A 22,629-nucleotide genomic window follows, 5' to 3' on the forward strand; every position below is an offset into this window, starting at 1 on the left:
TGGCAACTGCACGCGTGGCCGGGGCTCGTGGCCGCGTGCTAGACTTTGCCGCGGCCGCGCTTTGCGGCCCTCCGACGGACCCTGCGGACAATGAAACAAACTGAGCCAAAGCGGCTTTACCAATCTGTGGCGACGCAGATTCTCGCGCTAATTCAACAGGCCGGGCTGCAGCCGGGCGCGCGTCTGCCCGCCGAACGCGAGCTTGCCAATACGCTCGCCGTATCGCGTCCTTCGTTGCGTGAAGCGTTGATCGCGCTGGAAATAGGCGGGCAGATCGAGATACGGATGGGCTCGGGCGTCTATGTCCGCGATTCGAAGACCGGCGGCGACAATGCGGTGCCGGCCCTCGGCGAGAGTCCTTCCGAACTGATGCAGGCGAGGGCGGCAATAGAGGGGACTGTGATCGTCCTGGCGGCAGGCAAGCTGTCGGCGGCCACGCTCGACAGATTGCGCCGCACGGTGCTGCGAATGAAGCGCCTGGCGGCCGCGGGCAAATCGCCGGTCGATGCCGACCGGCAATTTCATATGCTGATCGCGGAGATTGCCGGCAACTCGGTGCTGAGCCGCTTCGTTGCCGAGATGTTCGATAGCCGCCATGACCCGATTGCGGCGGCGATTCGCGATCACTCCGAAAGCACCGAAACCTGGTCGGCCGCGGTACGGGAGCACGAGGAAATTCTCAAGGCGCTGCAGAGCGGCGATCCGATTGCCGCGCAGACGGCCATGCGGACGCACCTCAAAGCGTCGGAGGAACGCTGGATAGCAGGTGTATTGCGGCAGGGCGACGTTTAAGTTTATCTTGCGTCGCTCGCCGCAAGTGCATGCCGGCCATGTCGGAACATGGCGGCCAATGCGCGACTAATTAGTTAGGATGGCGAACGTCGAAGTACGTTGCCGATACGCCGGACAATTCCATTAGCGTAGGCCGCGCGAGTTGTACCACTCGACAGCGTCTTCTCCTGCGGGAATATTGAACGGGCTCGAAGAATCGGTGGCTGCAAGCCAGACAGCTTCCGCGACATCCGCTGCGTGCGTGACGGTCGTCTCTTTCTCCCAGTTTGCGAATATCTGCTCGACGAGCGCGCCGTATGCCTCGGGAAAGCCGCTTTGCATCCGCGACCGTGCGTTCTCGCCGAAGCGCGTGGAAGGCGCGCGTCCCGGCAGCACGACACGTACGCGCACATTGAACTGCTCGAGTTCGAGCGCAAGCGATTCGCTGAACGCATTGACCGCCGACTTGCTCGCGGTATAGACCGAGAGCAGATGCAACGGCCTGCACGTCACCGTCGACGTGACATTGACGACCACGCCTTCGCGGCGCTCGCGAAACTGCGGCAATACAGCCTGGGTCATTGCGATGGTGCCGAGCGTGTTGGTCTCGAAGATCTCGCGCGCGGTGTCCATCGGCGTACCTTCGACGGCGTTCAGAAAGCCGATGCCGGCGTTGTTGACGAGCACGTCGATCGGACCGGCCGCATCGACGGCGGCGCGAATGCTTTGCGCGTCCGTTACGTCGAGCGGAAGAATCAAAAGACGGTCGGAAGCTGCGAACACATCGTCGCGTGGCGTGCGCATGGTGGCGATCACGCGCCAGTCGCGAGCCAGAAAATAGCGCGCGATTTCCACGCCAAAACCGGACGAGCAGCCGGTAATCAATACGGTCTTCATGTCGACTCCTGGGGTCGGTGACAGTCCCCAGACGATACGTCGTGAACGGTCGGACTTGCTACAATCGAACGTCCATGTTTCATTCGAAATCGTCCATCCATGACTGATCCGCTCGCTGAAGTCGTCACCTTGCTTCAGCCGACTCCCACGTTCTCGAAGGTGCTGAGCGGCGCCGGGCGCTGGCGCGCGAGCCGCACGGAAATCGGACAGCCGTTTTATTGCGTGGTGCTCGACGGGTCGCTGCGTCTGTCCGTCAACGGCTGCGAGCCGCTCGTTCTGCAGGCCGATGACTTCGTGCTCGTACCCGAGGTTTTCGGGTTTTCGGTAACGAGCATGGAGCCGCCCGACGACGACGCGTTGCCTCAGAGCGCGCCTACCGCGCTGCCCGACGGCACCTTTCGTTTCGGCGATCCCTCCGCCGCGCCGGAAGCGCAGTGGCTTGCCGGCCTCTGCGCGTTCGGTTCGCCGGATGCCGCGTTGCTGGTCTCGCTTCTGCCCAGGCTCGTGCTGGTGCGCGGCGATCGCCGGCTCGCGACGCTCGTCAAACTCGTGCGGGACGAATCGCGCGCGCAGCGGCCCGCGCGCGAAGTCGTGCTCGCGCGCCTGCTCGAAGTGCTCTTCATCGAAGCATTGCGATCGACGCAAACCGGCGCATCGCCCGGACTCATCCGCGGTCTCGCCGACGCCCGTCTCGCGCCTGCGATTCGCCAGATGCACGAAAGCCCGGAAAAGCTTTGGACGGTCGCAGAACTCGCGAAGGCCGCCGCGCTCTCACGCTCGTCTTTTTTCGACCGATTTAGCCGCGCAGTCGGCGTGGCGCCGATGGAATACCTGTTGTCGTGGCGCATGGCGATCGCGAGAAACCTGCTGCGCCGGGCCGAAGTCGGCGTCGCGACCATCGCGACGCGCGTAGGTTATAGCTCGGCGAGCGCATTCAGCGTCGCGTTCACACGTCATGTCGGCATGCCGCCGACGCAGTACGCCCGCGAAGCTGCGGGCGCCGCGCTTCGAGAGGAATAGGCAATGCAGCGTGCTTGCACTTTGCCTGGCATGCTCAGCCATCCGTCGAGACAGTGACGCTTTCCCACGCGCGGATTTCATCTTCGAGCGACGACAACTTGCCTCGCACCAGCGCGAGTGCATCGCTGCCGAGCAAGAGATGAACGGGCGGATTGGCTGCGTCGATTGCGGCAAGCATCGCGCGCGCGGCTTTTCGCGGGTCGCCCAGTTGCTTGCCGCTTTTTTCCTCGCGAGCCTGGCGCACGGGATCGAACGTCTGGTCGTAGTCCGCGATCGAGCGGGGTGTCCGTTTCATCGAACGGCCGGCCCAGTCGGTGCGGAACGAGCCGGGCGCCACGGCTGTGACCGCGATACCGAATGGCTTGACCTCTTTCGCAAGCGCTTCGGACATGCCTTCAAGCGCGAACTTGCTGCCGCAATAGTAAGCAATGCCAGGCATCGTGATGTAGCCGCCCATCGACGTGATGTTCAGAATGTGGCCGCGCCGGCGCGTTCGCATGAAGGGCAACACGGCTTTGATCATGGCGACCGCGCCGAACACATTCACATCGAACTGTCGACGCATCTCCGATAAAGGCGATTCCTCGAGAATGCCTTCATGACCGTAGCCGGCATTGTTCACGAGCACATCGATCGGGCCCACGCTGTTTTCGATTTCGGCAACGACGTTGTCGATGGCATCGAAATCGGTCACATCCAGAATGCGTCCAATAGCGCCGCTCGCGCTGAGCGACTCGAAATCGCGCCGGGCTTCCGCGCTTCTTACCGTACCGACGACCTGGTGGCCCATCGCGAGCGCTTCTTGCGCGAGCGCCCGGCCAAAGCCGCTGCTGACGCCCGTGATAAGCAGGGTTTTGCTGGATGACATTGAAGCACGCTCCGTCGTGTTGAGTGAAAAGTGCATGCTAATCTTGCGAGCGGAGCACCGAAAGCCCGGTTCCGCTAATTTTCTTGCCTAAAGCTATGAACGCAAACTATGAACGCAAAACGCGTCTTCGCCGAGCAGCCTGAACTGTTGCGCGCCAACCAGAAGCGCATCGTTGCGCTGCTGCGCAAGCTCGCGCCCGACGAGGGCTACAACCTGACCGCGTTGCCGGGCGTGCGCATCCTGCGCTCAAACCGGGCGCTGTCGCGTACGCCGGTGCTCTACGATCCCGGCATTGTGATCGTTTGCCAGGGACGCAAGCGAGGTTACTTCGGCGATCAGCTTTATCTCTACGACGAGCGCCACTACCTCGCCGTGTCCGTGCCCGTACCGTTCACGATGGAAACCGACGCGAGCCCGGCGCGTCCGCTGCTTGCGCTGTATCTGCATCTCGATCTCGCGATGGCTGCGGAGCTCGCCGCGCAGATCGATCGCGAAGGCGTGACGGAAGCCGCGACGGAAGCCATCGAGGCGCCCCAGAGCATGATGTCGACGCCGATGGATGCGGCCATGCAGTCGTCGGTATTGCGCCTGCTCGAAGCGTTGCATCGGCCGCTCGAAGGCGCTGTCCTCGGACCCGGCCTGCTGCGCGAACTGTACTTCCGCGTGCTCACCGGCGCGCAGGGACGCTCGATGAGAGAGGCGCTGGCGATGCGCGGACAGTTCGGCCGGATCGGCAGATCGCTGCGCCTCATCCATGCCGCTTTTGCAGAGCCGCTCGACGTGATGCAGCTTGCCGACGAGGCGGGCATGAGCGTGCCGAGCTTCCATAGCCACTTCAAGGCGGTTACGCAGGTGTCGCCGATGCAGTACGTGAAGTCGACGCGTCTGCACCAGGCTCGTCTATTGATGGTTCGCCAGGACCTGACTGCGGAAGCCGCCGGTCACGCCGTGGGCTACACGAGTCCTTCGCAGTTCAGCCGCGAGTTCAAGCGCCTGTTCGGCTTGACGCCGGCGGCGGAGGCGAAGCGCATGCGCGAAAGTTTCGCGCTGCCGGCCTTCGCGGATGCGACGTATGTGTCGTCGCATTGAGCGTTGCCGAGTTGGCCATCTTCGCCGACGTCCGCACTGTGAGCCAGGAACACGGCATGCGCCGCCGTGATCGTTGGATCAAGTTTGGCTAAGTTGGATTAAAGGAGACACCACATGAAGATCGCGACGAAGTTCGAGCCGCTGCTTGCGGCGTTGGTGCTCTCGCTCGCCGGTTGCGCGACGGGCGGCATGCAGCAGACCGCGCAACGGCATCTGAGCGCCGCGCAATGCCGCGATCTCACCGATCTGCGCAACAAGGCGCCCGCCACGCACGAGCGCAGCATGAGCGAGCTCACGGCGCTGCGCAGCGCGGGCTATCACCCGGAATGGCGCTTCGATCCTTATTACCCGGCCGATCTCGAAGCGGCGCAGCGCCAGGTGAACATCTGGTACGAGACCGAATGCACGCAAGCTCAACCGGGCTGATCGCGCGCCAGGCATAGCCCATGCTCGGTACGTCGTCGAGATGAACTTGCGCCCAGGCATCCGCGTATCGCGAGCGGATGAACGAGGCCGCCATCGCCTTCGACGAGCAACGACCGCTGCCCACGCATCGCAGGCGGTGGCATACGGGAGAGCCGACAATGAATCGCATCGACAGCACTAGCGGCGCGTCAACCCAGGCGCGCAATACCTCGCGCCACGCGCAGCAACGCTGGCTCTTTGCCGCGCTGTGTTGCGCCACGATGCTCGCCGCAGCGGGATGCCGTTTAATGCAGTCGGGCGCCGAAGTCACCCCCACCGATCAGCAATTCATGCTGACGGCGGCGAGCGTCGGAACCGCTGAAATCGACCTCGGCCAATTGGCGGCGACGCGAGGCAGTTCGCCGGAGGTCCGCTCGTTCGGCGAGCACATGGTCGCCGAACATACGCGGATCAACGCCGAGCTCACGCAGCTCGCGGACACGAAACATGTCCGGCTCCTGAAGGCGATGGACCCCGCGAATCACACGCTCTATTCGGAACTCTCGCATATGTCCGGAGCGCAATTCGATCGCGAATATGTGATCTCGCAACTGCACATTCATCGAATGGGTAACTCGCTCTATGCCAGCGAGGCCGCGCAGGGCGAAGACCCGGACGTCAAGGCATTCGCGGCGCGAGGTGTACCCGTCGGCAAAGAACATCTGCAACATGCAGCCGAGCTGGCGCAAGCGCTTGGGGTGTCTTCGTCGAAGTGACCTATCGAAGCGCCGCTCGCGAAGCAGCGCTTGTTTTTTGGACCGGCGACGTGTGCGGCTCGCGCGTCGCTGGATCGTTACCGCGCCATGCGCAAATGGAGGATCAATCGTGAAGACCGCTCCCCCCGATAATCGCACCGAGCAGGATGCCAAGGCCGAAGCAAACTCCGGCAAGCCCGCAACGACGCCCAGCGGCAAGCCGGGCAGCGGACAACACGCGGCGAATCACACCAAGGCCGGCAAGGACCACGGAGCCGGCGGCGGCGCAAAGCAACGGCACGGGCCGCGTTAGCGCTTGTTGCCGGTATGCGCCGCGTGGCACGCGGCTAGCTGTATTCAGCAATGCACACGCGCACGCGCGGTTCGGCGTGCGCCTTCAATGTGGACGATGTGAGAGAGTGAAATGAAGCTATTCGGCCGCTCGTCAAATAACGCTTCGGATGCGACAAAAGGGCTATACGTGTCGCCCTTCGAGCAGTTTCTCAACCAGTACAAGGCGACGCATCCCGAGGTGGACAGACAGCAGATGGAGGGCAGGGCGTTGCTGTGGGACAAGTTTCCAATGCAAGGCAATACGACCGATGAACCGTACGGACAGGTTCGTCTGCGTCAGCCGGGCTACGTGTACTACAGTGGAGACGAATAGGCGCTGTTCCAACATTCGCGTGTAACGGTCGTAAATTCGACATGCGGTACTTTTTCGGAGCGCAACCGGTATGAGCACACGGCAAACATTTCGGCCGGCACGGTGGGCACTGCCGGCAGTGTGGGCATCGTCGGCTTTCGCGCTTCTGCTCTCCGGTTGCGTGGTCGGCGGCGCGCCATACGCGGGACCGCATCTCAGCCCGACGGAGTGCCGCGACCTGGCGGCGCTAAAAACCAACGCACCGCCGACGATGGGCCAACACCAAAGCGAACTCGCGGCTCTCAGGAAAGCCGGCTACGACCCGTCGCCCTGGTATGACGATCCCTACTATCCCGACGATCTGCAAGCCGCGCAGCGCCTCGTCGACTACTGGTTTCAGACGGAGTGCCCGCAATCGCAGGCCGGTTGAGTCGCGCCGCGATTGATAACCACCGTGCATCGATCATTCAGAAAATAGCACTTATCGTTTCCCGCGCGCCGGGCGAAGATTCGACAAACAACAAACCGCCCGCACCCCCGCGAGTTCGAAATTTCTGGAGACACCCTCGATGCATGCTTCCTCAACGCCTGTCGCTCCCGGGCAATCGAAGACATCCGCCGTGCTGCGCGTGACGGCAGGCAACTTCCTCGAGCAGTTCGACTTCTTCCTGTTCGGCTTTTACGCCACGCAGATCGCCGCCGTGTTTTTCCCGGCGGGCAGCGAATTCGCTTCGCTGATGATGACGTTCGCCGTGTTCGGCGCCGGCTTTCTGATGCGGCCGCTCGGCGCGATCATCCTCGGCGCGTATATCGACGATGTCGGCCGGCGCAAGGGCCTCATCGTCACGCTGTCGATCATGGCGAGCGGCACAATCCTGATCGCGTTCGTACCCGGCTACGCGACCCTCGGACTTGTTGCGCCGGCGCTCGTGCTGATCGGACGCCTGCTGCAAGGTTTCTCGGCGGGCGCGGAACTGGGCGGCGTCTCGGTCTATCTCGCCGAAATGGCGACGCCGGGCCGCAAGGGCTTCTTCACGAGCTGGCAGTCGGCGAGCCAGCAAGTGGCGATCGTGATCGCGGCGGCGCTCGGCTTCGGGCTCAATCAGTGGCTCGACACGGCGGCGATCGCTGCGTGGGGATGGCGCGTGCCGTTCTTCGTCGGCTGCATGATCGTGCCTTTCATCTTCATCTTGCGACGCAATCTCGAGGAGACGCGGGAATTCAAGCAGCGTCAGCATCGCCCGAGCATGAAAGAAGTCTTCGCGACGCTCGTGCAGAACTGGAACGTCGTGGTCGCGGGCATGCTGCTGGTCTCGATGACCACCACGAGCTTCTATCTGATCACCGTGTATGCGCCGACCTTCGGCAAGACGGTCCTGCATCTGAGCACCGCGGACAGTCTGCTCGTCACGCTGTGCGTGGGCATCTCCAACTTCATCTGGTTGCCCATCGGCGGCGCGCTGTCCGATCGCATCGGGCGCCGTCCGCTGCTGCTCGGCATGACGCTGCTGGCGATCGCGACGGCCTATCCGGCGCTATCGCTGCTGGCTCACGCGCCGAGCTTCGTCAACATGCTGCTGGTGCTCTTGTGGCTCTCGTTCATGTACGGCATGTACAACGGCGCGATGGTCGTCGCGCTCACCGAAGTGATGCCGGTCGAAGTGCGCGTGGCGGGCTTCTCGCTGGCATACAGTCTCGCGACGGCGGTGTTCGGCGGCTTCACGCCCGTCATCTCGACCGCGCTGATTCACATGACAGGCGACAAGGCCGCGCCCGGTTACTGGATGAGCTTCGCCGCGATGTGCGGCCTCGGCGCGACCATCGCACTGTATCGGCGGCGTGCCGCGCCGCTGCGTGCAGCTTAGTGATGCATCGCTGCGTCGTTCGTTCGACTTCACACTGACATTCTTCCGACCATGAAATCCTTCTTCCTGAAGTTGTGTACCGTGGCGCTGCTCGGCAGCGCCGCCGCGGCGGCAAATGTGCAGGCCGCCGATCTGCGCGTGATGAGCTCGGGCGGCTTCACGGCCGCCTACAAAGTGCTCGGACCGCAATTCGCGGCGTCGACGGGCAATACACTCGATACCGCGTTCGGCCCGTCGATGGGCAAGTCGCCCGAAGCCATTCCGAACCGGCTCGAACGCGGCGAGCCGGCCGACGTGGTGATCATGGTCGGCTATGCACTCGACGACCTCATCAAGCAGCGCAAGGTAATCCCCGATTCGCGCGTCGAACTCGCGGATTCGCGCATCGGCATGGTCGTGCGCGACGGCGCGCCGAAGCCCGACATCGGCTCCGAGGCGGCGCTTAAGCAAATCTTGCTGCATGCCCGCTCGATCGCTTACTCGGACAGCGCGAGCGGCGTGTATGTCGAGCGCGAACTGTTCAAGCGGCTCGGCATCGAGGAACAGATGAAGGGCAAGGCGAAGATGATCCCGAAGATCCCGGTGGCGTCGGTGGTTGCAAGCGGCGATTACGAATTGGGATTTCAGCAGGTGAGCGAGTTGCTGCCCGTGAAGGGCGCGGCGTACGTCGGCAAGATTCCGGAGTCGCTGCAGTCTGTCACGCGCTTCGCGGCCGGCATTCCGGTCGGCGCGCAGCATCCGAAGGAGGCCAAGGCGCTGCTCGACTATCTCGCGTCGCCCGCCGCGCAGCCGGAAGTGCGATCGACCGGGCTCGATTCCGTCGCCTCGCACTGACGAAGGCAACCATTCAACGCAATCATTGAAGGCAAGCACTCAGCCCGGCAGGTCTGCGGGCTGATCGAATGCTTCTTCCGGCGCGTGCGCGAGGCTCAATGCTTCTCTGAGACGCGTGCGGTCGCAGGCACGCTCCCACATCGATACGAAGATCACCGCGCACGCGTTGCTGATCACGCTCGTCAGCGCGCGTGCTTCGGACATGAAGCGATCGATTCCGACCAGCAGCGCGACACCCGCAAGCGGCAAGTCGGGAATCACGGCGAGCGTCGCGACGAGCGCGACGAGCCCGCTGCCCGATACGCCCGCCGCGCCCTTCGACGTCAGCAGCATGACGGCGAGCATCGTCGCGATCTGGCCGCCGGAGAGCGGGACATCGCAGGCTTGAGCGATGAACATCGAGGCAAGCGTCAGGTAGATCGCCGTGCCGTCCAGGTTGAACGAGTAGCCCGCAGGCAGCACGAGACCCACGATGCCCTTGTCGCAGCCGAGCGCTTCGAGCTTGACGATGAGGCGCGGCAACACCGGTTCCGTCGACGACGTCGCGAGCACGATCACGAGTTCCTCGCGAATGTAGCGTAGCAGCCGCCACAGCGAGAAGCCATGCAGCTGCGCGAGCGGACCGAGCACGCAGATCACGAACAGCAGACACGCCACGTAGAACGACAGCATCAGCATGCCGAGCGAGCCGATCGAACGAATGCCGAAGCGGCCGACCGTGAACGCCATCGCGCCGAACGCGCCGGCGGGCGCAAGCCGCATGATCATCGCGAGGATGCGGAAGAGCACGTCCGCGACACTATCGATCATTTCCTGCACCCGCCGCCCGGCTGTTGGGCTCGCGTTCAATGCAAAGCCGAACAGAAGGGCGAGCAGCAGGACCGGCAGCACTTCGCCTTTCTCGAACGCGCCGACGAGCGTCTGCGGAATCACATGCAGCGCGAATTCGACGAGTCCGTGCGACTCGGTGCGCGCCGAATAGTGCGCGAGGATGGCCGTATCCAGATGATGCGCGTCGATGTGCATTCCCGCGCCCGGATGCAGCGCGAACGCGGTGCCGAGCCCGAGAACGAGCGCGACGATGGTCAGACAGTAGAAGAGCGCCAGCGCCTTCAGGATGGTCCGGCCGATCTTCGATCCGCTCGCCAGCGAAGTAATGCCGGTGACGATCGTACAGAACACGATCGGCGCGATCATCATGCGTACCAGCGCGACGAATGCATCGCTGAGCGGTTTGAGCGATGCGCCGATCTGCGGCCACACATGGCCGACGGTCATGCCGAGCGCCATGCCAAGCAGCACCTGGACGTAAAGCAGCCGCAATGGCCTGGCGAGCATCATTTCGAAGTCTTCTTCGCCGCGCGCGCCGTGCTGCTGCGTCTGGCCTCGAGAATCATCTGATGGAACTGTTGCGCGGCCGGCGCAAGCGGGCGGCCGCGGCGTTTGAGAATGCCGACGCGCCTCGTCACGACCGGATCGACGAGCGGCACGCTGGTCAAGATTGGATGATCGCGCATCGGCATCGCCATCGAAGGCACCGCGGCCACACCGAGTCCCGCTTCGATCAGGCCGAGCAGGGTGGTCACATGGCGCGTCTCGCAGACGCTCGGCACGGGCGGCGCCACGCTGGTCAACGCCTGATCTAGCAGCAGGCGATTGCCGGATGTCTTGTCGACGGAAACGTATTCGTGTTCGTAAAGCTCGCTCCAGGACACGCGCGTCTTGCGGGCGAGCGGATGGTCGCGCCGGCATGCCGCGACGAACCTTTCCTGTAGCAGAACCTTGAACTCCACCTCGGGCTCCTGGCTGCCCATGAAGCTGACGCCGAAGTCGGCTTCGCCGCTGATGACCGAGCCGAGCACTTCGTTCGCGCTCGAATCGAGCAGCTTGACGCGGATGCGCGGATAGCGGGCGTGATAGGCGGCAACGACGCTCGGCAGGAAATAGTACGCAACCGACGGCACGCAGGCGATGGTCACATGACCAAGGCGGCTGCTGGAAACGTCGCGGATGCCGAGCAAGGCGACGTCGAGATCGTCGAGAAGCTGTTCCGCGCTCGGCGCGAACACGCGGCCGACGGTGGTCAGCGTCACGCTGCGCGTGGTCCGCTCGAACAGCCGCACGCCGAGCGCCGCTTCGAGTTTCTCGATGCGCCGGCTCAGCGCCGGCTGCGAGATATTGACCGCCTCCGCTGCCTTGCGGAAACTGCCCAACTCCACGACGGCTCGAAACGCCTGCAAATCGTTCAGGTCGAAGTTGACGCCCAAGAGCCATCCCCCGTATTTGATTCGACGCTCGCCGTCACCAGCTCGCGCAATCCTCGATAAGCCTGCTTCAACGTCTTGCCGCTGGTGTCGTAAGCAACGTCCGCGCGCGCATAGAGTTCCGAGCGGCCCGCGAGAATGCGGCGCAGGTCGTCCATGGCTTCGCTTCGGCCTGCCATCGGCCGCAGATCGCCTTGGTCGATAACACGCTGCATGTGGTCCTCGGGCGTCGCGCGCAACCAGACGGTGAAGCAGCGCGACACAAGCAGATTGAACGTGCGCGTCTCCGATACCAGTCCACCCGGCGACGCGATGACCGCTTCCGCTTCGCGCTTCAGGACTTCTTCGAGGGCTCTGAACTCATAACGCCGATAGGCGGTCGCGCCATACAGCGCATGAACCTCGGACGGCTTGCAGCCCGCAATGCGCTCGATCTCGCGCGTGAGTTCGATAAACGGCAAGCCCATTGCATCGGCCAGCATTTTGCCGAGCGTCGATTTGCCGGCGCCTCGCAAGCCGATCAATGCAATGCGCCGATAGCGGCCAGGGTCCGCGGAACGGGCGGCGAGCGACTGCCTGAGTGTTTCGAGCGCGTGCTGCAACGCAGCCGGTGGCTGATCGCGCAACAGCTCCAGGATCTGCTCGCCTTCGGCCGAGCAGCTCAACGGATCGCCGACGAGCGCCGCGACTGAGCAGCCCAGCGTTTGCGCGAGTTGCGCGAGCACGAGCAGGGACGCGTTGCCGCTGCCCATCTCCAGATTGGCCAGATGACGTTCGGACACGTTCGACTGATTAGCCAGATCGCGCCGCGTCATGCCTCGCCGCGCGCGCAAAAGGCGGACGCGCTCACCCAGTGCGACGAGCACGGGCTCTTTGGGCGCTGCGTCGGCGGCCGCGTCGGTCGGCGATGAATTCATTCGATTCCCACGAAGGCGGACGGCTGAAGTAGCCGAGTATATCGCCGCCCGGCGGCCATCGACGGAGCGGCCCTCCGCGAGCCCTTGCCGACCCGATGCAACGCGCTGCGCTAGTGTTAACGAGCATTATGGTGCATGTTAAATGTGCTCTATAGTGCATTCACTCGGGACGAGCGGGTTTGGCGATGCGGCTAACGCTGCCGCCGCGTGCATCGAACTAACGAACGGCAATACAGCCGCGCATGTATCCCGCCAAGGGCACTTACACGAGCGGCAATCCCAATCAGGCCGCCAGCTACACCTGTTCCTGGCACGCCGTGCGCGTGCGCCTCGTTCAAGCCGGTTCAAGGAGAACCAACATGCGGCACATCGACATTCACAAGCTTGGCGACGACGCGCGCTTTACGCGTCTACATGCAATCGTGCTCGCCATGTGCACGCTGGTGATCATCTTCGACGGCTACGATCTGGCGGTCGCGGGCATCGCGTTGCCGTCGATCATGAAGGAGATGGGCATCAAGGCGACCAGCGCCGGCTTCATGGTCAGCACCGCGTTGTTCGGGATGATGTTCGGCGCGGTGATCTTCGGCACAATCGCGGATCGTATCGGCCGGCGCTGGACAATCGCTGCTTGCGTTTTGCTGTTCAGCGTCTTTACCGCGGCGGCCGGCTTCGCCAGGGACCCGGTGACGTTCGGCGCGTTTCGCTTCGTCGCCGGATTGGGTATCGGCGGTGTGATGCCCAACGTGGTCGCGCAAATGTCCGAGTACTCGCCGCGCAAAATCCGCAGCACGATGGTGACGTTGATGTTCAGCGGCTATTCGGTCGGCGGCATGCTGGCGGCGCTGCTCGGCAAAGGCTTGATCGAGCGCTTCGGCTGGCAGTCCGTGTTCATCGCCGCGGGTCTGCCGGTTCTGCTGATTCCGTTCGTATTGCGAATGATGCCGGAGTCGATGGCGTTCCTGCTTCGCACGGGCCGCACCGACGCGTTGCGCTCCATCGCCGCGCGTCTTGTGCCCGATTACGTTCCGCAGGAAGGCGACCGCTTCGTTTTGTCCGATGGCGGCACGGCGCGCGCGACGCCGATCGGCAAGCTGTTCCAGGATGGACGCGCGTTCGGCACCGTCATGCTGTGGATCGCCTTCTTCATGTGCCTCTTCATGGTCTACGCGCTGAGTTCGTGGCTCGCGAAATTGATGGCGAGCGCCGGCTACACGTTGGGTTCGGCATTGACGTTCGTGCTGGTGCTGAACCTCGGCGCGATGATCGGCGCGATCGGCGGCGGGTGGCTCGCGGATCGCTTCAACATCAAGCATGTGCTGGCTTGCATGTATGCGCTCGCCGCCGTGTCGATCACGTTGCTCGGGTTCAAGATGCCGACGCCGGTACTGTTCTTCGTGGTCGGACTCGCCGGTGCGTCGACGATCGGTACGCAGATTCTCACTTACGCATATGCGGGGCAGTTTTATCCGCTGGCGATCCGATCGACGGGAATCGGCTGGGCATCGGGGTTTGGACGAAGCGGGGCAATTCTCGCGCCGATCATCATTGGCATTCTGATGGAAATGGCGTTGCCGCTGAAGCTGAATTTCGTCGCCATTGCCGCGCCCGCGGTGATTGCCACGATAGCCGTTCTGTTCATGGATAAAAACAGACAGAGTGTGGCCGCAGTAGAGCAAGCGACGGCGTGAGTGGCTCTGGGCACTAGCCACGTCGCCATCATTTGCGCGCGTTTCGTTTATTCCGTTCGCGCGGTTGAACGCCTGTCTCGACCGGCGTGAACGGCGCCTGAAACCGGCTGACCAAAAAGTCGATGAAGGCGCGCGCGCGAACCGTCTGGTTCTTCTGCCGCGGGTAATAGACAAACAGATCGGCCGATGGAAGCACCGTGTTGGGCAGCACGAGATTGAGTCGTCCGCTCTGCACGTACTTGGCCAGATCCCATTCGGAGCGGATCAGGATTCCGTGTCCGTCCAATGCCCAGCGAAGCACGATGTCGCCGTCGTTGCTGGACAGCGCGCCTTTTACCTTGATCGCCTCGATATGGTCGTTGACGATATAGCGCCAGACGCCGTACGCATCGTCGTTTTGCCGATGGATGATGCAGCGGTGTTCGGCGAGATCTTCAACGCGCTCGGGCGTGCCGTACTTCTCCAGGTACTTCGGCGATGCGCAGAGAAAGCGGCGGTTGCTCATGATGCGCCGCGCGCTGAGCCGGCTGTCCGGTAGTTCGCCGAATCGTATTGCCATATCGAACGCGCCTTCGACCAGATCGACGGGACGGTCCGTTACTTCGAACTGAACTTCGACGGCCGGAAAGCGCTTCGCGAACTCCGAGACGAGCGGCGCAATCGTCGTGCGGCCAAAACCGAGCGTCGCGTTGATGCGCAAAAGACCTTGCGGGTCGCGCTTCGCTCCTGAAATCGCCTCTTCCATCTCGCGCACTTGCCCGACGATTTGCGACGCATATCGCAGATACGTTTCGCCTTCGGGCGTGAGACTCACGCTTCGTGTGGTTCGATTCACGAGGCGCACGCCGAGGCGCTGCTCGATCACGCCGAGTCGCTTCGTCGCGGCGGGCGGCGACAGATCGAGCGCTCGCGCTGCCCCGGACAAGCTCCGCAGTTTCGCAAGCAGAATGAAAAACTCGAAGTCGGTGGCGGGTTGGGTGGCAGTATTCACCGAATGTGAAAAATGAAATGAATCGAAGTGCAGTTTAGCAGCGTTTCCGGCGATTAAGCTACGTCACATATTGCAATCGACGTATCCCAATCCTCTGCCAAAACTCTGGAGACTGTGCCGTGAGAATCGTTGAAATCCGCGAAAAGACCGTTCCGATCAGTTCCCCGATCCGCAACGCGTATATCGACTTCAGCAAGATGACGCTGAGTCTGGTCGCCGTCATCACCGATGTGATCCGCGACGGCAAGCCGGTGGTGGGCTACGGCTTCAATTCGAACGGCCGCTACGGCCAGGGCAAGCTGATGCGCGAGCGCTTCATTCCGCGCATTCTCGAAGCGGACCCTGCCTCTCTCGTCAACGATGCAGGCGACAACCTCGATCCGCACAAGATCTGGGCGACCATGTTCACCAACGAAAAGCCCGGCGGTCACGGCGAGCGCTCGGTTGCAATCGGCACGATCGACATGGCGATCTGGGATGCAGTGGCGAAGATCGAAGGCAAGCCGCTGTTCCAGTTGCTCGCGGACCGCTATGGCAATGGCCAGCCGGATCGCAAGATCTTCGTGTATGCGGCGGGCGGCTATTACTACCCCGGCCAGGATCACGAGAAGCTGAAAGACGAGATGCGCAGCTATATCGACCGCGGGTATACGGTCGTGAAGAAGAAGATTGGCGGCGCGTCGCTCGATGAAGACCTGCGCCGCATCGACTCGATTCTCAGCGTGCTGCAAGACGGCCAGAAACTCGCCGTCGACGCGAATGGCCGCTTCGATCTCGATACCGCGATTCAGTACGCGAAAGCGCTCTCGCAATACGACCTGTTCTGGTACGAGGAGCCGGGCGATCCGCTCGACTTCGAATTGCAAGCCACGCTGCGCAACTATTACGACAACCCGATGGCAACCGGCGAAGACCTGTTCTCGATGCAGGATGCCCGCAACCTGATCCGCTACGGCGGCATGCGTCCCGACCGCGACTGGCTGCAGTTCGACTGCGCGTTGAGCTATGGCCTCGTCGAATACCTGCGCACGCTCGACATGCTGCGTCAGCACGGCTGGTCGCCGAGCCGCTGCATTCCCCACGGCGGCCATCAGATGTCGCTGAACATCGCGGCTGGACTCGGCCTCGGCGGAAACGAGTCGTATCCGGACCTGTTCCAGCCGTATGGCGGCTTCCCCGATGGCGTCAAAGTCGACAACGGCTACATCACGATGCCGGATTTGCCGGGTATTGGCTTCGAAGGTAAGTCCGATCTGATCGCCGAAATGCGCAAGCTGTCCGTATAAAACGTCGCAGTAAAAATGCATCGGCGGCGCCCGTCGGTGCACACATAAAAAATACAACGAAGGCGAAAGCGAGCCGTGGTCGCCAGGGCGGGTTGCTCCGCTGTGGCCGCACGTCCTCTTTCCAGAAGACGCCAGTCACAGGAGACAGACATGCTGGTATCGAAAGGCAGGAAAATCGTCTCGAAGCTCTACGTGCAGGTTCTCATCGGCATCGTCGCCGGTATCCTCGTGGGGCACTTCTATCCGGACATTGGCTCGCAACTCAAGCCATTGGGCGATCTCTTCATCAAGCTGATCCGGATGCTGCTTGCACCGATCATCTTTGCCTCTGTCGTGGTCGGCATTGCGCGCATGAACGATCTTCATGAAGCGGGGCGGGTCGGCGTGAAGGCCGTTGTTTACTTTGAAGTTGCATCGACGATTGCGCTCTTGATTGGAATGGTAGTCGTCAATGTCATCAAGCCGGGTAGCGGAATGAACGTCGATCCGTCGCATATCGACGGCGCGGCAATCGCGACTTACACGCACGCGGCGAAGCAACACGGCATGCTCGAATTCTTCATGAGCATTGTTCCGAACAGCATTGTAGGGGCATTCGCAAACGGCGAAATGCTGCCGATCATTTTCTTCTCTGTCCTGCTCGCCATCTCGCTTGCCAAGCTCGGTCCACGGACCGCGCCGTTTGTCGACATGCTCGACATGTTCTTGCAGGGCATGTTCGGGGTGGTGCGGATCGTCATGTACGTTGCACCGATCGGCGCGTTCGGCGGCATGGCGTTCACGATCGCGAAGTACGGTATCGGCACGCTGGCGTCGTTCGGCGAACTGATGCTTTGCCTGTATCTGACGTCGATTTTCTTTGTCGTTGTGGTGCTTGGCTTCGTGATGCGGCTATGCGGACTTTCGCTCTGGAAGTTCCTTCGCTATATCAAGGACGAAATTCTGATTACGCTTGGCACGGCGTCGACGGAAGCCGTATTGCCGCAAATGCTCATCAAGATGGAGAAGATGGGATGCTCACGTCCGGTGGTCGGCATGGTGCTGCCGACCGGCTACACGTTCAATGCGGATGGCACTGCAATTTATCTGACGATGGCGGCCTTGTTCATCGCGCAGGCCATGAACATTCATCTGTCGATCTGGGACCAGTTGCTCGTACTCGCCGTGCTGTTGCTGACGTCAAAAGGATCAGCGGGTGTCGCGGGAGCGGGATTCGTTGCGTTGGCGGCGACGCTTGCGTCGATGCACAAGATTCCCGTCGAAGGGCTCGTATTACTGCTCGGTGTCGACCGCTTCCTCAACGAGGCGCGTGCGGTCACGAACCTGATCGGCAATGGCGTCGCTACTGTCGTGGTCGCGCGTTGGGAAGGGCAGCTTGATATGGATAGAGCCCGTGTGGTGCTGAATCGCGAGAACATCGACGAGATTGAAGACTTGCGGTCGGCCGGGCATCCGGCCGCGGAACCAGCGTCTGCAAGCGAAGCGCCGGTTGGTTCGAACGCGCATTGAGTTAGTGGAGGCGAGCGCGGATAGATAGCGAGTATGTCAATATCAGCACGACGGCATCCGGTTGTTCAACACCGGATGCCGTCATTTCTATTTCATCCACGGAAAAGGAAAATTGCTGATGGACCTGAACCTGAAAGGCAAACTCGCGCTGGTTAGCGGAAGCACGGCCGGCATCGGCCTCGCGATCGCCAGCACATTGGCGCAGGAAGGCGCTCGTGTGATCGTCAATGGCCGCTCACAGTCGTCGGTGGATGAAGTGGTCGCGCAACTGAAAGCGGACACCGGCGGCGACGTGGTCGGATTTGCAGGCGACCTGAGCACGGCCGCCGCAGCCGACGAACTCGCGCGCCGCTATCCCGCTGTCGAAATTCTGGTCAATAACCTGGGCATTTTCGAGCCGAAGCCGTTTGAAGAGATTCCCGACGCCGACTGGCAGCGTTTCTTCGACGTCAATGTGCTGAGCGGCGTACGCCTTGCCCGCCTATATCTGCCCGCGATGAAGCAGGCGAACTGGGGGCGCATTATTTTCATTTCGAGCGAAAGCGGCGTGCAGATTCCCGCCGAAATGATCCACTACGGCGTGACGAAAACCGCGCAGCTCGCGGTCTCGCGCGGGCTGGCCGAAGCCGTCGCGGGCACCGGGATTACAGTCAACAGCGTGCTGCCGGGGCCGACCAAGTCGCGCGGCGTGGGCGAATTCGTGGAGACGCTCGCGAAGGCCGACGGCAAATCGTTCGAAGCATTCGAGAAGGAGTTCTTCGAGAAGGTGCGTCCCACATCGCTCATCAAGCGATTCGGTTCGCCGCAGGAAATCGCGTCCCTTGTCGCGTATATCGCCAGTCCGCTTGCGTCGGCCACGACCGGCGCTTCGTTGCGCGCCGATGGAGGCGTTATCAAAAGCGCGTTCTAGACGACAGATGGCCGGCATCGCGCCGGCCTCTGCGCACTTCGACTTCGCGATTCGCGGCGGAACATGTCACGCGCTGTGGACGGCATCGACCGCATCGAGCACCAGTCCAAAGAACTCGTTGGCGGCGGCCGGATTCAACCAGCGGACCACAACGGTCATGCGTCGCTCGGGCTCGATCCACGTAAAGGAACTGCCCGCGCCGACGCCGAAATAGCTCGATGCCGGCACGCTCGGAAACACCTTCCGGTCCGTATTGAGCCACACGAGATAGCCGTAAAACGGCGCGATCGCGCAAGGCGTGCGCATGCGCGCGATCCATTCTTGCGACAGAACACGGCGGCCGTTCGCCACGCCTTCGTCGAGCAGCATCTGCGCGACCTTGAGTTGATCGTTCGCGCTCACCGACATGCCGCCGCCCCAGTGCGTGCCGCCCGGCACCGATTGCATGCGCCGTCCGTCTATCTCGACCCATGCGTTGTCATAGCCGACCCATTGCCAGTTTTCGCTGGCGCCGGCAGGGCGCATGATGGCTTCGCGAAAGACCTCGGGCAACGGTCGACGAAACAGATGAAGCAGCGCGAGCGACAACTGGTTGATCCGCACATCGTTGTACTCCCAGTACGTGCCGGGACGCTGCAACGGACGCAAGTCGCCCTTCTTGCCAATTGGCGGTGCGGCGAAGTTAACGGCGCGATAGTGATCGGCCTGGTCGGACAAACCGAAATAGGTGCCTTGCCACTCGCTGGTTTGCTGAAGCAAATGCGCCCATGTGACGGCTGCGTTGTGCTCGTCATCGAAACCGATGTTCGGCACGCGCAGACGCACGGGCTCGTCCACATCGGGCAGCAAGCCGCGATCGTGCGCGACGCCTGCGAGCAACGCGAGGTACATCTTCGCGACGCTGAAGGTCAGGTCCGCGCGATCGGGTTCGCCCCAGGTGGTCAGCACACGGCCGTCGACGGCGATCGCGCCCGACACCGGCCCGCGATCGTGTACGGGGCCGAGCAAGCGATTCCACGGCGGCGGATCGTTCACATGCACACCCCATGCGCCGTCGACGTGACGATCCCACAGCGACTCATGTTCAACTGCAAACTGCACGGCTCGTTGCAAATCTTCTTGCATTCCAGATTTCCTGCTATTAACGGGTTCAGCGTGATTGGACGATCAGCGCGCGTTCAGCCGCGCACGCGCCCATATGAGTGTGCCGAGGCTGATGACAGCCGCGAGCATCAGATAAAGACCCGGCGCGAGATTGTTGCCGGTTGCCGCGATCAGCGCCGCCACGGCGAGCGGCGTGAAGCCGCCGAACACGGTAGTGCCGATGTTGTAGCCGAGCGCCATGCCGGTCGTGCGCGTGCGGGTCGGGAACAGCTCCGACATCAGCGCGGGAATCGGCGCGAAGTAAGTCGCCTTGAGCAGCGCGACCCATACGACGGCGGCGAGCAGCGTCACGAGCGACGGATGCGCGTTCATCAGCATGAAGGCCGGATAGACGGTGACGAGGAACAGCACGCCGGCGCCGAGCATGATGCGCGTGCGGCCCACTTTGTCGGACCAGTGACCGACTATCGGCGTGAGCACCATCATGATGAAGCCGGCCAGCAAGGTCGCGACGAAACCCGCCCACGGCGCGAGGCCCAGTTGACGCGACGCATACGTCGGCATGTAAAGCAGCATGTAGTTGGCCGTGGTGGTCAGCACGAGCGCGCCGATCGACACGAGCACGCGCGACTTCTGCGTGGCCAGCAGTTCACGCACGGGCGAGGCGGCTTTTTCGGCGCGCTCGAATTCGGGCGTTTCGTCGATGCGTCGGCGGATATAAAGCCCGACCGGACCGATTAGCATCCCGAATAAAAACGGAATGCGCCAACCCCAGCCTTCGAGTTGATCCTGTGTCAGCGTACTTGTCAGCACGGCGCCGAACGCGGACGCGAGCAGCGTGCTTGCGCCCTGGCTTGAGAACTGCCAGCTTGCCATGAAGCCTTTGCGCTGAGGCGCATGCTCGATCAGAAACGCCGTCGAACTGCCGAACTCGCCGCCGGCCGAAAAGCCTTGCAGAAGCCGTGACGCGAAGATGCCGATCGGCGCGAGCACGCCGATCGCCGCATACGGCGGCATCAGCGCGACGAGCCCGGTGCCGAGCGTCATCAACGCGATGGAGAGCGTCAGCGATGCCTTGCGGCCCTTGCGGTCGCTGAACGAGCCGAGCACGAGCGCGCCCACAGGCCGCGCCAGATACGACAGCGCGAAGGTGCCGAGCGTCAGCAGAAGCGATACGGTCTTGTCGTGAGCCGGAAAGAACAGCCGCGATAAAACCGTCGCGAAGTAACCGTACACGACGAGATCGTAAAACTCGAGCGCGTTGCCGATGGACGTCGCGAGGATCAGACGCGACAGGTGCGCGTTCGATGCAGGCGCGGCGATTGTGCCGGCTGCGGTGGCGGTATCGGTGCTCATGACGGTTGTCCTTGTGCAACGTTTCGTGGAAGTTGCGATGCACCAGCTCTCGCGCGATGAGGCGCGTCGGCATCCCGCGCGCCGAGGTCCCAGAAAAGCCCCGCCATCATGCCGAGTCCTTCGCGCACCACCGGACCGAGCAGATGCTCGTCGGGCGCATGTTGCGAGCAGCCCGGATACGAATGCGGAATCCACAGCGTGGGCATGCCGAGCACGTCGGCGAACGCGTCGTTGGGCAAGGTGCCGCCGAGATTCGGCAGCAGCACGGGCTCGACGCCGGTCGTTTGCCGCAGCGAGCGCAACGCCCACTGCACCCACGGATCGAGAGGATCGACGCGCGTTGCGGGCATGCCGCGTTCGACGTCGATATCGACCATGCTGAAGCCGTGATCGTCGAGATGCCGCCGCAGGATTTGTTCGAGGTTTTCCCAATCGGTGCCGACCACGAAGCGGATCTGCATGTACGCGAACGCGTGCGGCGGAATCGCATTGACCGGCTTCTCGGGATTACCCGTACGGAATGCGAGCACCTCGAGATTGTTCCAGCCGAACACGCGCTCAGTCGGCGTGAGGCCAGGCTCGCCGTAGTCGGCATCGACTTCCGGCTCGCCTGGATTGCCGCCTACAGCGATGTCGGCGAGCGCCTGGCGAACCGCGTCGGGCACGGGCGGCGGGCGCAAGCCTTCAACGAGGATGCGGCCGTTCGCGTCGACCATCGACGCAATCGCGTTCGAGAGCACGACCGCGGGATTGCGCAGCAAGCCGCCCCAGTTGCCCGAATGATGGCCGCCGTCGCGCAGCTTCACGTCGAGGCGGAAGTTCACGAGGCCGCGCGAGCCGAGGAAAATCGTCGGACGTTGCGCGGCGAGGCGAGGGCCGTCCGAGGCGATCAGCACGTCGGCGGCCAGTTCGTCGCGCAACTGCGCGCAGACCGCGTGCAGGCCCGGCGAACCCACTTCCTCGCCGGTTTCGAACAGCACTTTCAGATTGAAGCCGAGCTTGCCGCCGCGCGCGCGGAGCACCGCTTGCAGCGCCGCCAGGTTGATGCTGTGCTGGCCCTTGTTGTCAGCGGTGCCGCGGCCGTACCAGCGTTCGCCTTCGATCGTCACGCGCCACGGTCCCAGGCCCTCGCGCCACTGCGCGTCGTAGCCGCGCACCACGTCGCCGTGGCCGTAGGTCAACACGGTCGGCAAGCCGTCGCCCTCGTGGCGGTGCCCCACCAGAAACGGCCCGGCGCCCGCAGCGGGATTGTCGACGATGCGGCAGGTGAAGCCCATTTGCGTCAGCGTCGGCGTGATTTCGTCGCGCAGATAAGCGTGCAGGCGCGCGCCGCTGTCGGCTTCCTGGCTTTCCGTGCGAAGCGCGACGCGGCGCTGCAGGTCGTCGAGAAAACGGCCGGAGTCGTACTGATCCGTGGCCTGCTGGATGGCGGTGTCGCGTGTCAACATGGT

Annotated in this window: 23 protein-coding genes; 14 read left to right on the top strand and 9 right to left on the bottom strand. The window is 62.8% G+C overall.

Translation table 11 applies throughout. From position 1 onward, the window contains the following. Positions 1–90: 90 nt before the first annotated feature. Positions 91–792: a FadR/GntR family transcriptional regulator gene (locus CUJ91_RS21130; RefSeq protein ID WP_006052103.1), complete on the top strand. Its 702-nt coding sequence runs from the start codon at positions 91–93 to the stop codon at positions 790–792. A gap of 123 nt (positions 793–915) precedes the next feature. Here CUJ91_RS21130 and CUJ91_RS21135 read toward each other — a convergent pair whose 3' ends face one another. Further along, positions 916–1,668 (bottom strand): SDR family oxidoreductase, encoded by a 753-nt coding sequence (locus CUJ91_RS21135; protein WP_114157038.1) that lies wholly within the window; start codon positions 1,666–1,668, stop codon positions 916–918. 99 nt (positions 1,669–1,767) lie between these two features. Between CUJ91_RS21135 and CUJ91_RS21140 the strand changes: the two genes are divergently transcribed. After that, positions 1,768–2,688 (top strand): AraC family transcriptional regulator, encoded by a 921-nt coding sequence (locus CUJ91_RS21140; RefSeq protein ID WP_114157039.1) that lies wholly within the window; start codon positions 1,768–1,770, stop codon positions 2,686–2,688. Positions 2,689–2,722: 34 nt separating this feature from the next. Here CUJ91_RS21140 and CUJ91_RS21145 read toward each other — a convergent pair whose 3' ends face one another. Further along, complete coding sequence (locus CUJ91_RS21145) at positions 2,723–3,556, bottom strand: oxidoreductase (RefSeq protein WP_114157040.1); 834 nt, start codon at positions 3,554–3,556, stop codon at positions 2,723–2,725. A gap of 108 nt (positions 3,557–3,664) precedes the next feature. Here CUJ91_RS21145 and CUJ91_RS21150 point away from each other — a divergent pair, with 108 nt between their 5' ends. The 8 genes from CUJ91_RS21150 to CUJ91_RS21185 all read left to right on the top strand — a co-directional run bounded on the left by CUJ91_RS21150 (position 3,665) and on the right by CUJ91_RS21185 (position 9,150). Beyond that, positions 3,665–4,645 (top strand): AraC family transcriptional regulator, encoded by a 981-nt coding sequence (locus tag CUJ91_RS21150; RefSeq protein ID WP_114157041.1) that lies wholly within the window; start codon positions 3,665–3,667, stop codon positions 4,643–4,645. Positions 4,646–4,759: 114 nt separating this feature from the next. Beyond that, positions 4,760–5,071, top strand: coding sequence for a hypothetical protein (locus CUJ91_RS21155; protein WP_006052108.1), 312 nt, complete (start codon positions 4,760–4,762; stop codon positions 5,069–5,071). Between the two features lie 158 nt (positions 5,072–5,229). After that, positions 5,230–5,826, top strand: coding sequence for a DUF4142 domain-containing protein (locus CUJ91_RS21160; RefSeq protein WP_161966590.1), 597 nt, complete (start codon positions 5,230–5,232; stop codon positions 5,824–5,826). A 109-nt stretch (positions 5,827–5,935) separates the two neighbouring features. Further along, entirely contained in the window at positions 5,936–6,118 is a 183-nt protein-coding gene (locus CUJ91_RS21165; RefSeq protein WP_006052110.1) for a hypothetical protein, read from the top strand. A gap of 111 nt (positions 6,119–6,229) precedes the next feature. Then, complete coding sequence (locus tag CUJ91_RS21170) at positions 6,230–6,472, top strand: DUF3460 family protein (protein WP_006052111.1); 243 nt, start codon at positions 6,230–6,232, stop codon at positions 6,470–6,472. Between the two features lie 70 nt (positions 6,473–6,542). Then, positions 6,543–6,881: a DUF4148 domain-containing protein gene (locus tag CUJ91_RS21175; RefSeq protein ID WP_208716181.1), complete on the top strand. Its 339-nt coding sequence runs from the start codon at positions 6,543–6,545 to the stop codon at positions 6,879–6,881. A 139-nt stretch (positions 6,882–7,020) separates the two neighbouring features. Further along, entirely contained in the window at positions 7,021–8,316 is a 1,296-nt protein-coding gene (tcuC, locus tag CUJ91_RS21180) for an MFS transporter (RefSeq protein WP_006052113.1), read from the top strand. Positions 8,317–8,367: 51 nt separating this feature from the next. Continuing rightward, positions 8,368–9,150: a substrate-binding domain-containing protein gene (locus CUJ91_RS21185; protein ID WP_114157043.1), complete on the top strand. Its 783-nt coding sequence runs from the start codon at positions 8,368–8,370 to the stop codon at positions 9,148–9,150. 39 nt (positions 9,151–9,189) lie between these two features. Here CUJ91_RS21185 and dctA (CUJ91_RS21190) read toward each other — a convergent pair whose 3' ends face one another. From dctA (CUJ91_RS21190) to CUJ91_RS21200, 3 genes are read right to left on the bottom strand one after another with little or no spacing between them, the layout of a single operon-like run. Continuing rightward, positions 9,190–10,491 carry a C4-dicarboxylate transporter DctA gene (dctA, locus tag CUJ91_RS21190; RefSeq protein WP_114157044.1) on the bottom strand — a complete coding sequence of 434 codons (1,302 nt, stop codon included), beginning with the start codon at positions 10,489–10,491 and terminating at the stop codon, positions 9,190–9,192. After that, positions 10,488–11,417 carry a LysR family transcriptional regulator gene (locus CUJ91_RS21195; protein WP_107707533.1) on the bottom strand — a complete coding sequence of 310 codons (930 nt, stop codon included), beginning with the start codon at positions 11,415–11,417 and terminating at the stop codon, positions 10,488–10,490. Before CUJ91_RS21195 ends, dctA (CUJ91_RS21190) begins: the two co-directional genes overlap by 4 nt. Then, entirely contained in the window at positions 11,396–12,331 is a 936-nt protein-coding gene (locus CUJ91_RS21200) for a helix-turn-helix transcriptional regulator (RefSeq protein WP_114157045.1), read from the bottom strand. The genes CUJ91_RS21195 and CUJ91_RS21200 overlap by 22 nt, the downstream gene beginning before the upstream one ends. 359 nt (positions 12,332–12,690) lie before the next feature. On the opposite strand from CUJ91_RS21200, the gene CUJ91_RS21205 reads away from it, so the two are divergent. Beyond that, complete coding sequence (locus CUJ91_RS21205) at positions 12,691–14,022, top strand: MFS transporter (protein WP_053859365.1); 1,332 nt, start codon at positions 12,691–12,693, stop codon at positions 14,020–14,022. Positions 14,023–14,050: 28 nt separating this feature from the next. Here CUJ91_RS21205 and CUJ91_RS21210 read toward each other — a convergent pair whose 3' ends face one another. Beyond that, positions 14,051–15,013, bottom strand: a complete 963-nt coding sequence (locus tag CUJ91_RS21210) for a LysR family transcriptional regulator (protein WP_107707530.1) — start codon at positions 15,011–15,013, stop codon at positions 14,051–14,053. A gap of 119 nt (positions 15,014–15,132) precedes the next feature. On the opposite strand from CUJ91_RS21210, the gene CUJ91_RS21215 reads away from it, so the two are divergent. The 3 genes from CUJ91_RS21215 (at position 15,133) to CUJ91_RS21225 (ending at position 18,718) form a co-directional block, all read left to right on the top strand. After that, entirely contained in the window at positions 15,133–16,299 is a 1,167-nt protein-coding gene (locus CUJ91_RS21215) for a mandelate racemase/muconate lactonizing enzyme family protein (protein ID WP_006052121.1), read from the top strand. Positions 16,300–16,449: 150 nt separating this feature from the next. Further along, complete coding sequence (dctA, locus tag CUJ91_RS21220; RefSeq protein WP_114157046.1) at positions 16,450–17,808, top strand: C4-dicarboxylate transporter DctA; 1,359 nt, start codon at positions 16,450–16,452, stop codon at positions 17,806–17,808. Between the two features lie 118 nt (positions 17,809–17,926). Next, positions 17,927–18,718, top strand: a complete 792-nt coding sequence (locus tag CUJ91_RS21225) for an SDR family NAD(P)-dependent oxidoreductase (RefSeq protein ID WP_053859363.1) — start codon at positions 17,927–17,929, stop codon at positions 18,716–18,718. Positions 18,719–18,784: 66 nt separating this feature from the next. On the opposite strand, the gene CUJ91_RS21230 is transcribed toward CUJ91_RS21225, so the two are convergent. The 3 genes from CUJ91_RS21230 to CUJ91_RS21240 are packed head-to-tail and all read right to left on the bottom strand — an operon-like array spanning position 18,785 to position 22,623. Then, complete coding sequence (locus tag CUJ91_RS21230; protein ID WP_114157047.1) at positions 18,785–19,843, bottom strand: serine hydrolase domain-containing protein; 1,059 nt, start codon at positions 19,841–19,843, stop codon at positions 18,785–18,787. Positions 19,844–19,885: 42 nt separating this feature from the next. Next, positions 19,886–21,178: an MFS transporter gene (locus tag CUJ91_RS21235; protein WP_114157048.1), complete on the bottom strand. Its 1,293-nt coding sequence runs from the start codon at positions 21,176–21,178 to the stop codon at positions 19,886–19,888. Then, complete coding sequence (locus tag CUJ91_RS21240) at positions 21,175–22,623, bottom strand: M20 family metallopeptidase (protein WP_114158019.1); 1,449 nt, start codon at positions 22,621–22,623, stop codon at positions 21,175–21,177. Before CUJ91_RS21240 ends, CUJ91_RS21235 begins: the two co-directional genes overlap by 4 nt. Between the last annotated feature and the right edge of the window lie 6 nt (positions 22,624–22,629).

Source organism: Paraburkholderia graminis (assembly GCF_003330785.1).
Taxonomy (GTDB): Bacteria; Pseudomonadota; Gammaproteobacteria; order Burkholderiales; family Burkholderiaceae; genus Paraburkholderia; species Paraburkholderia graminis.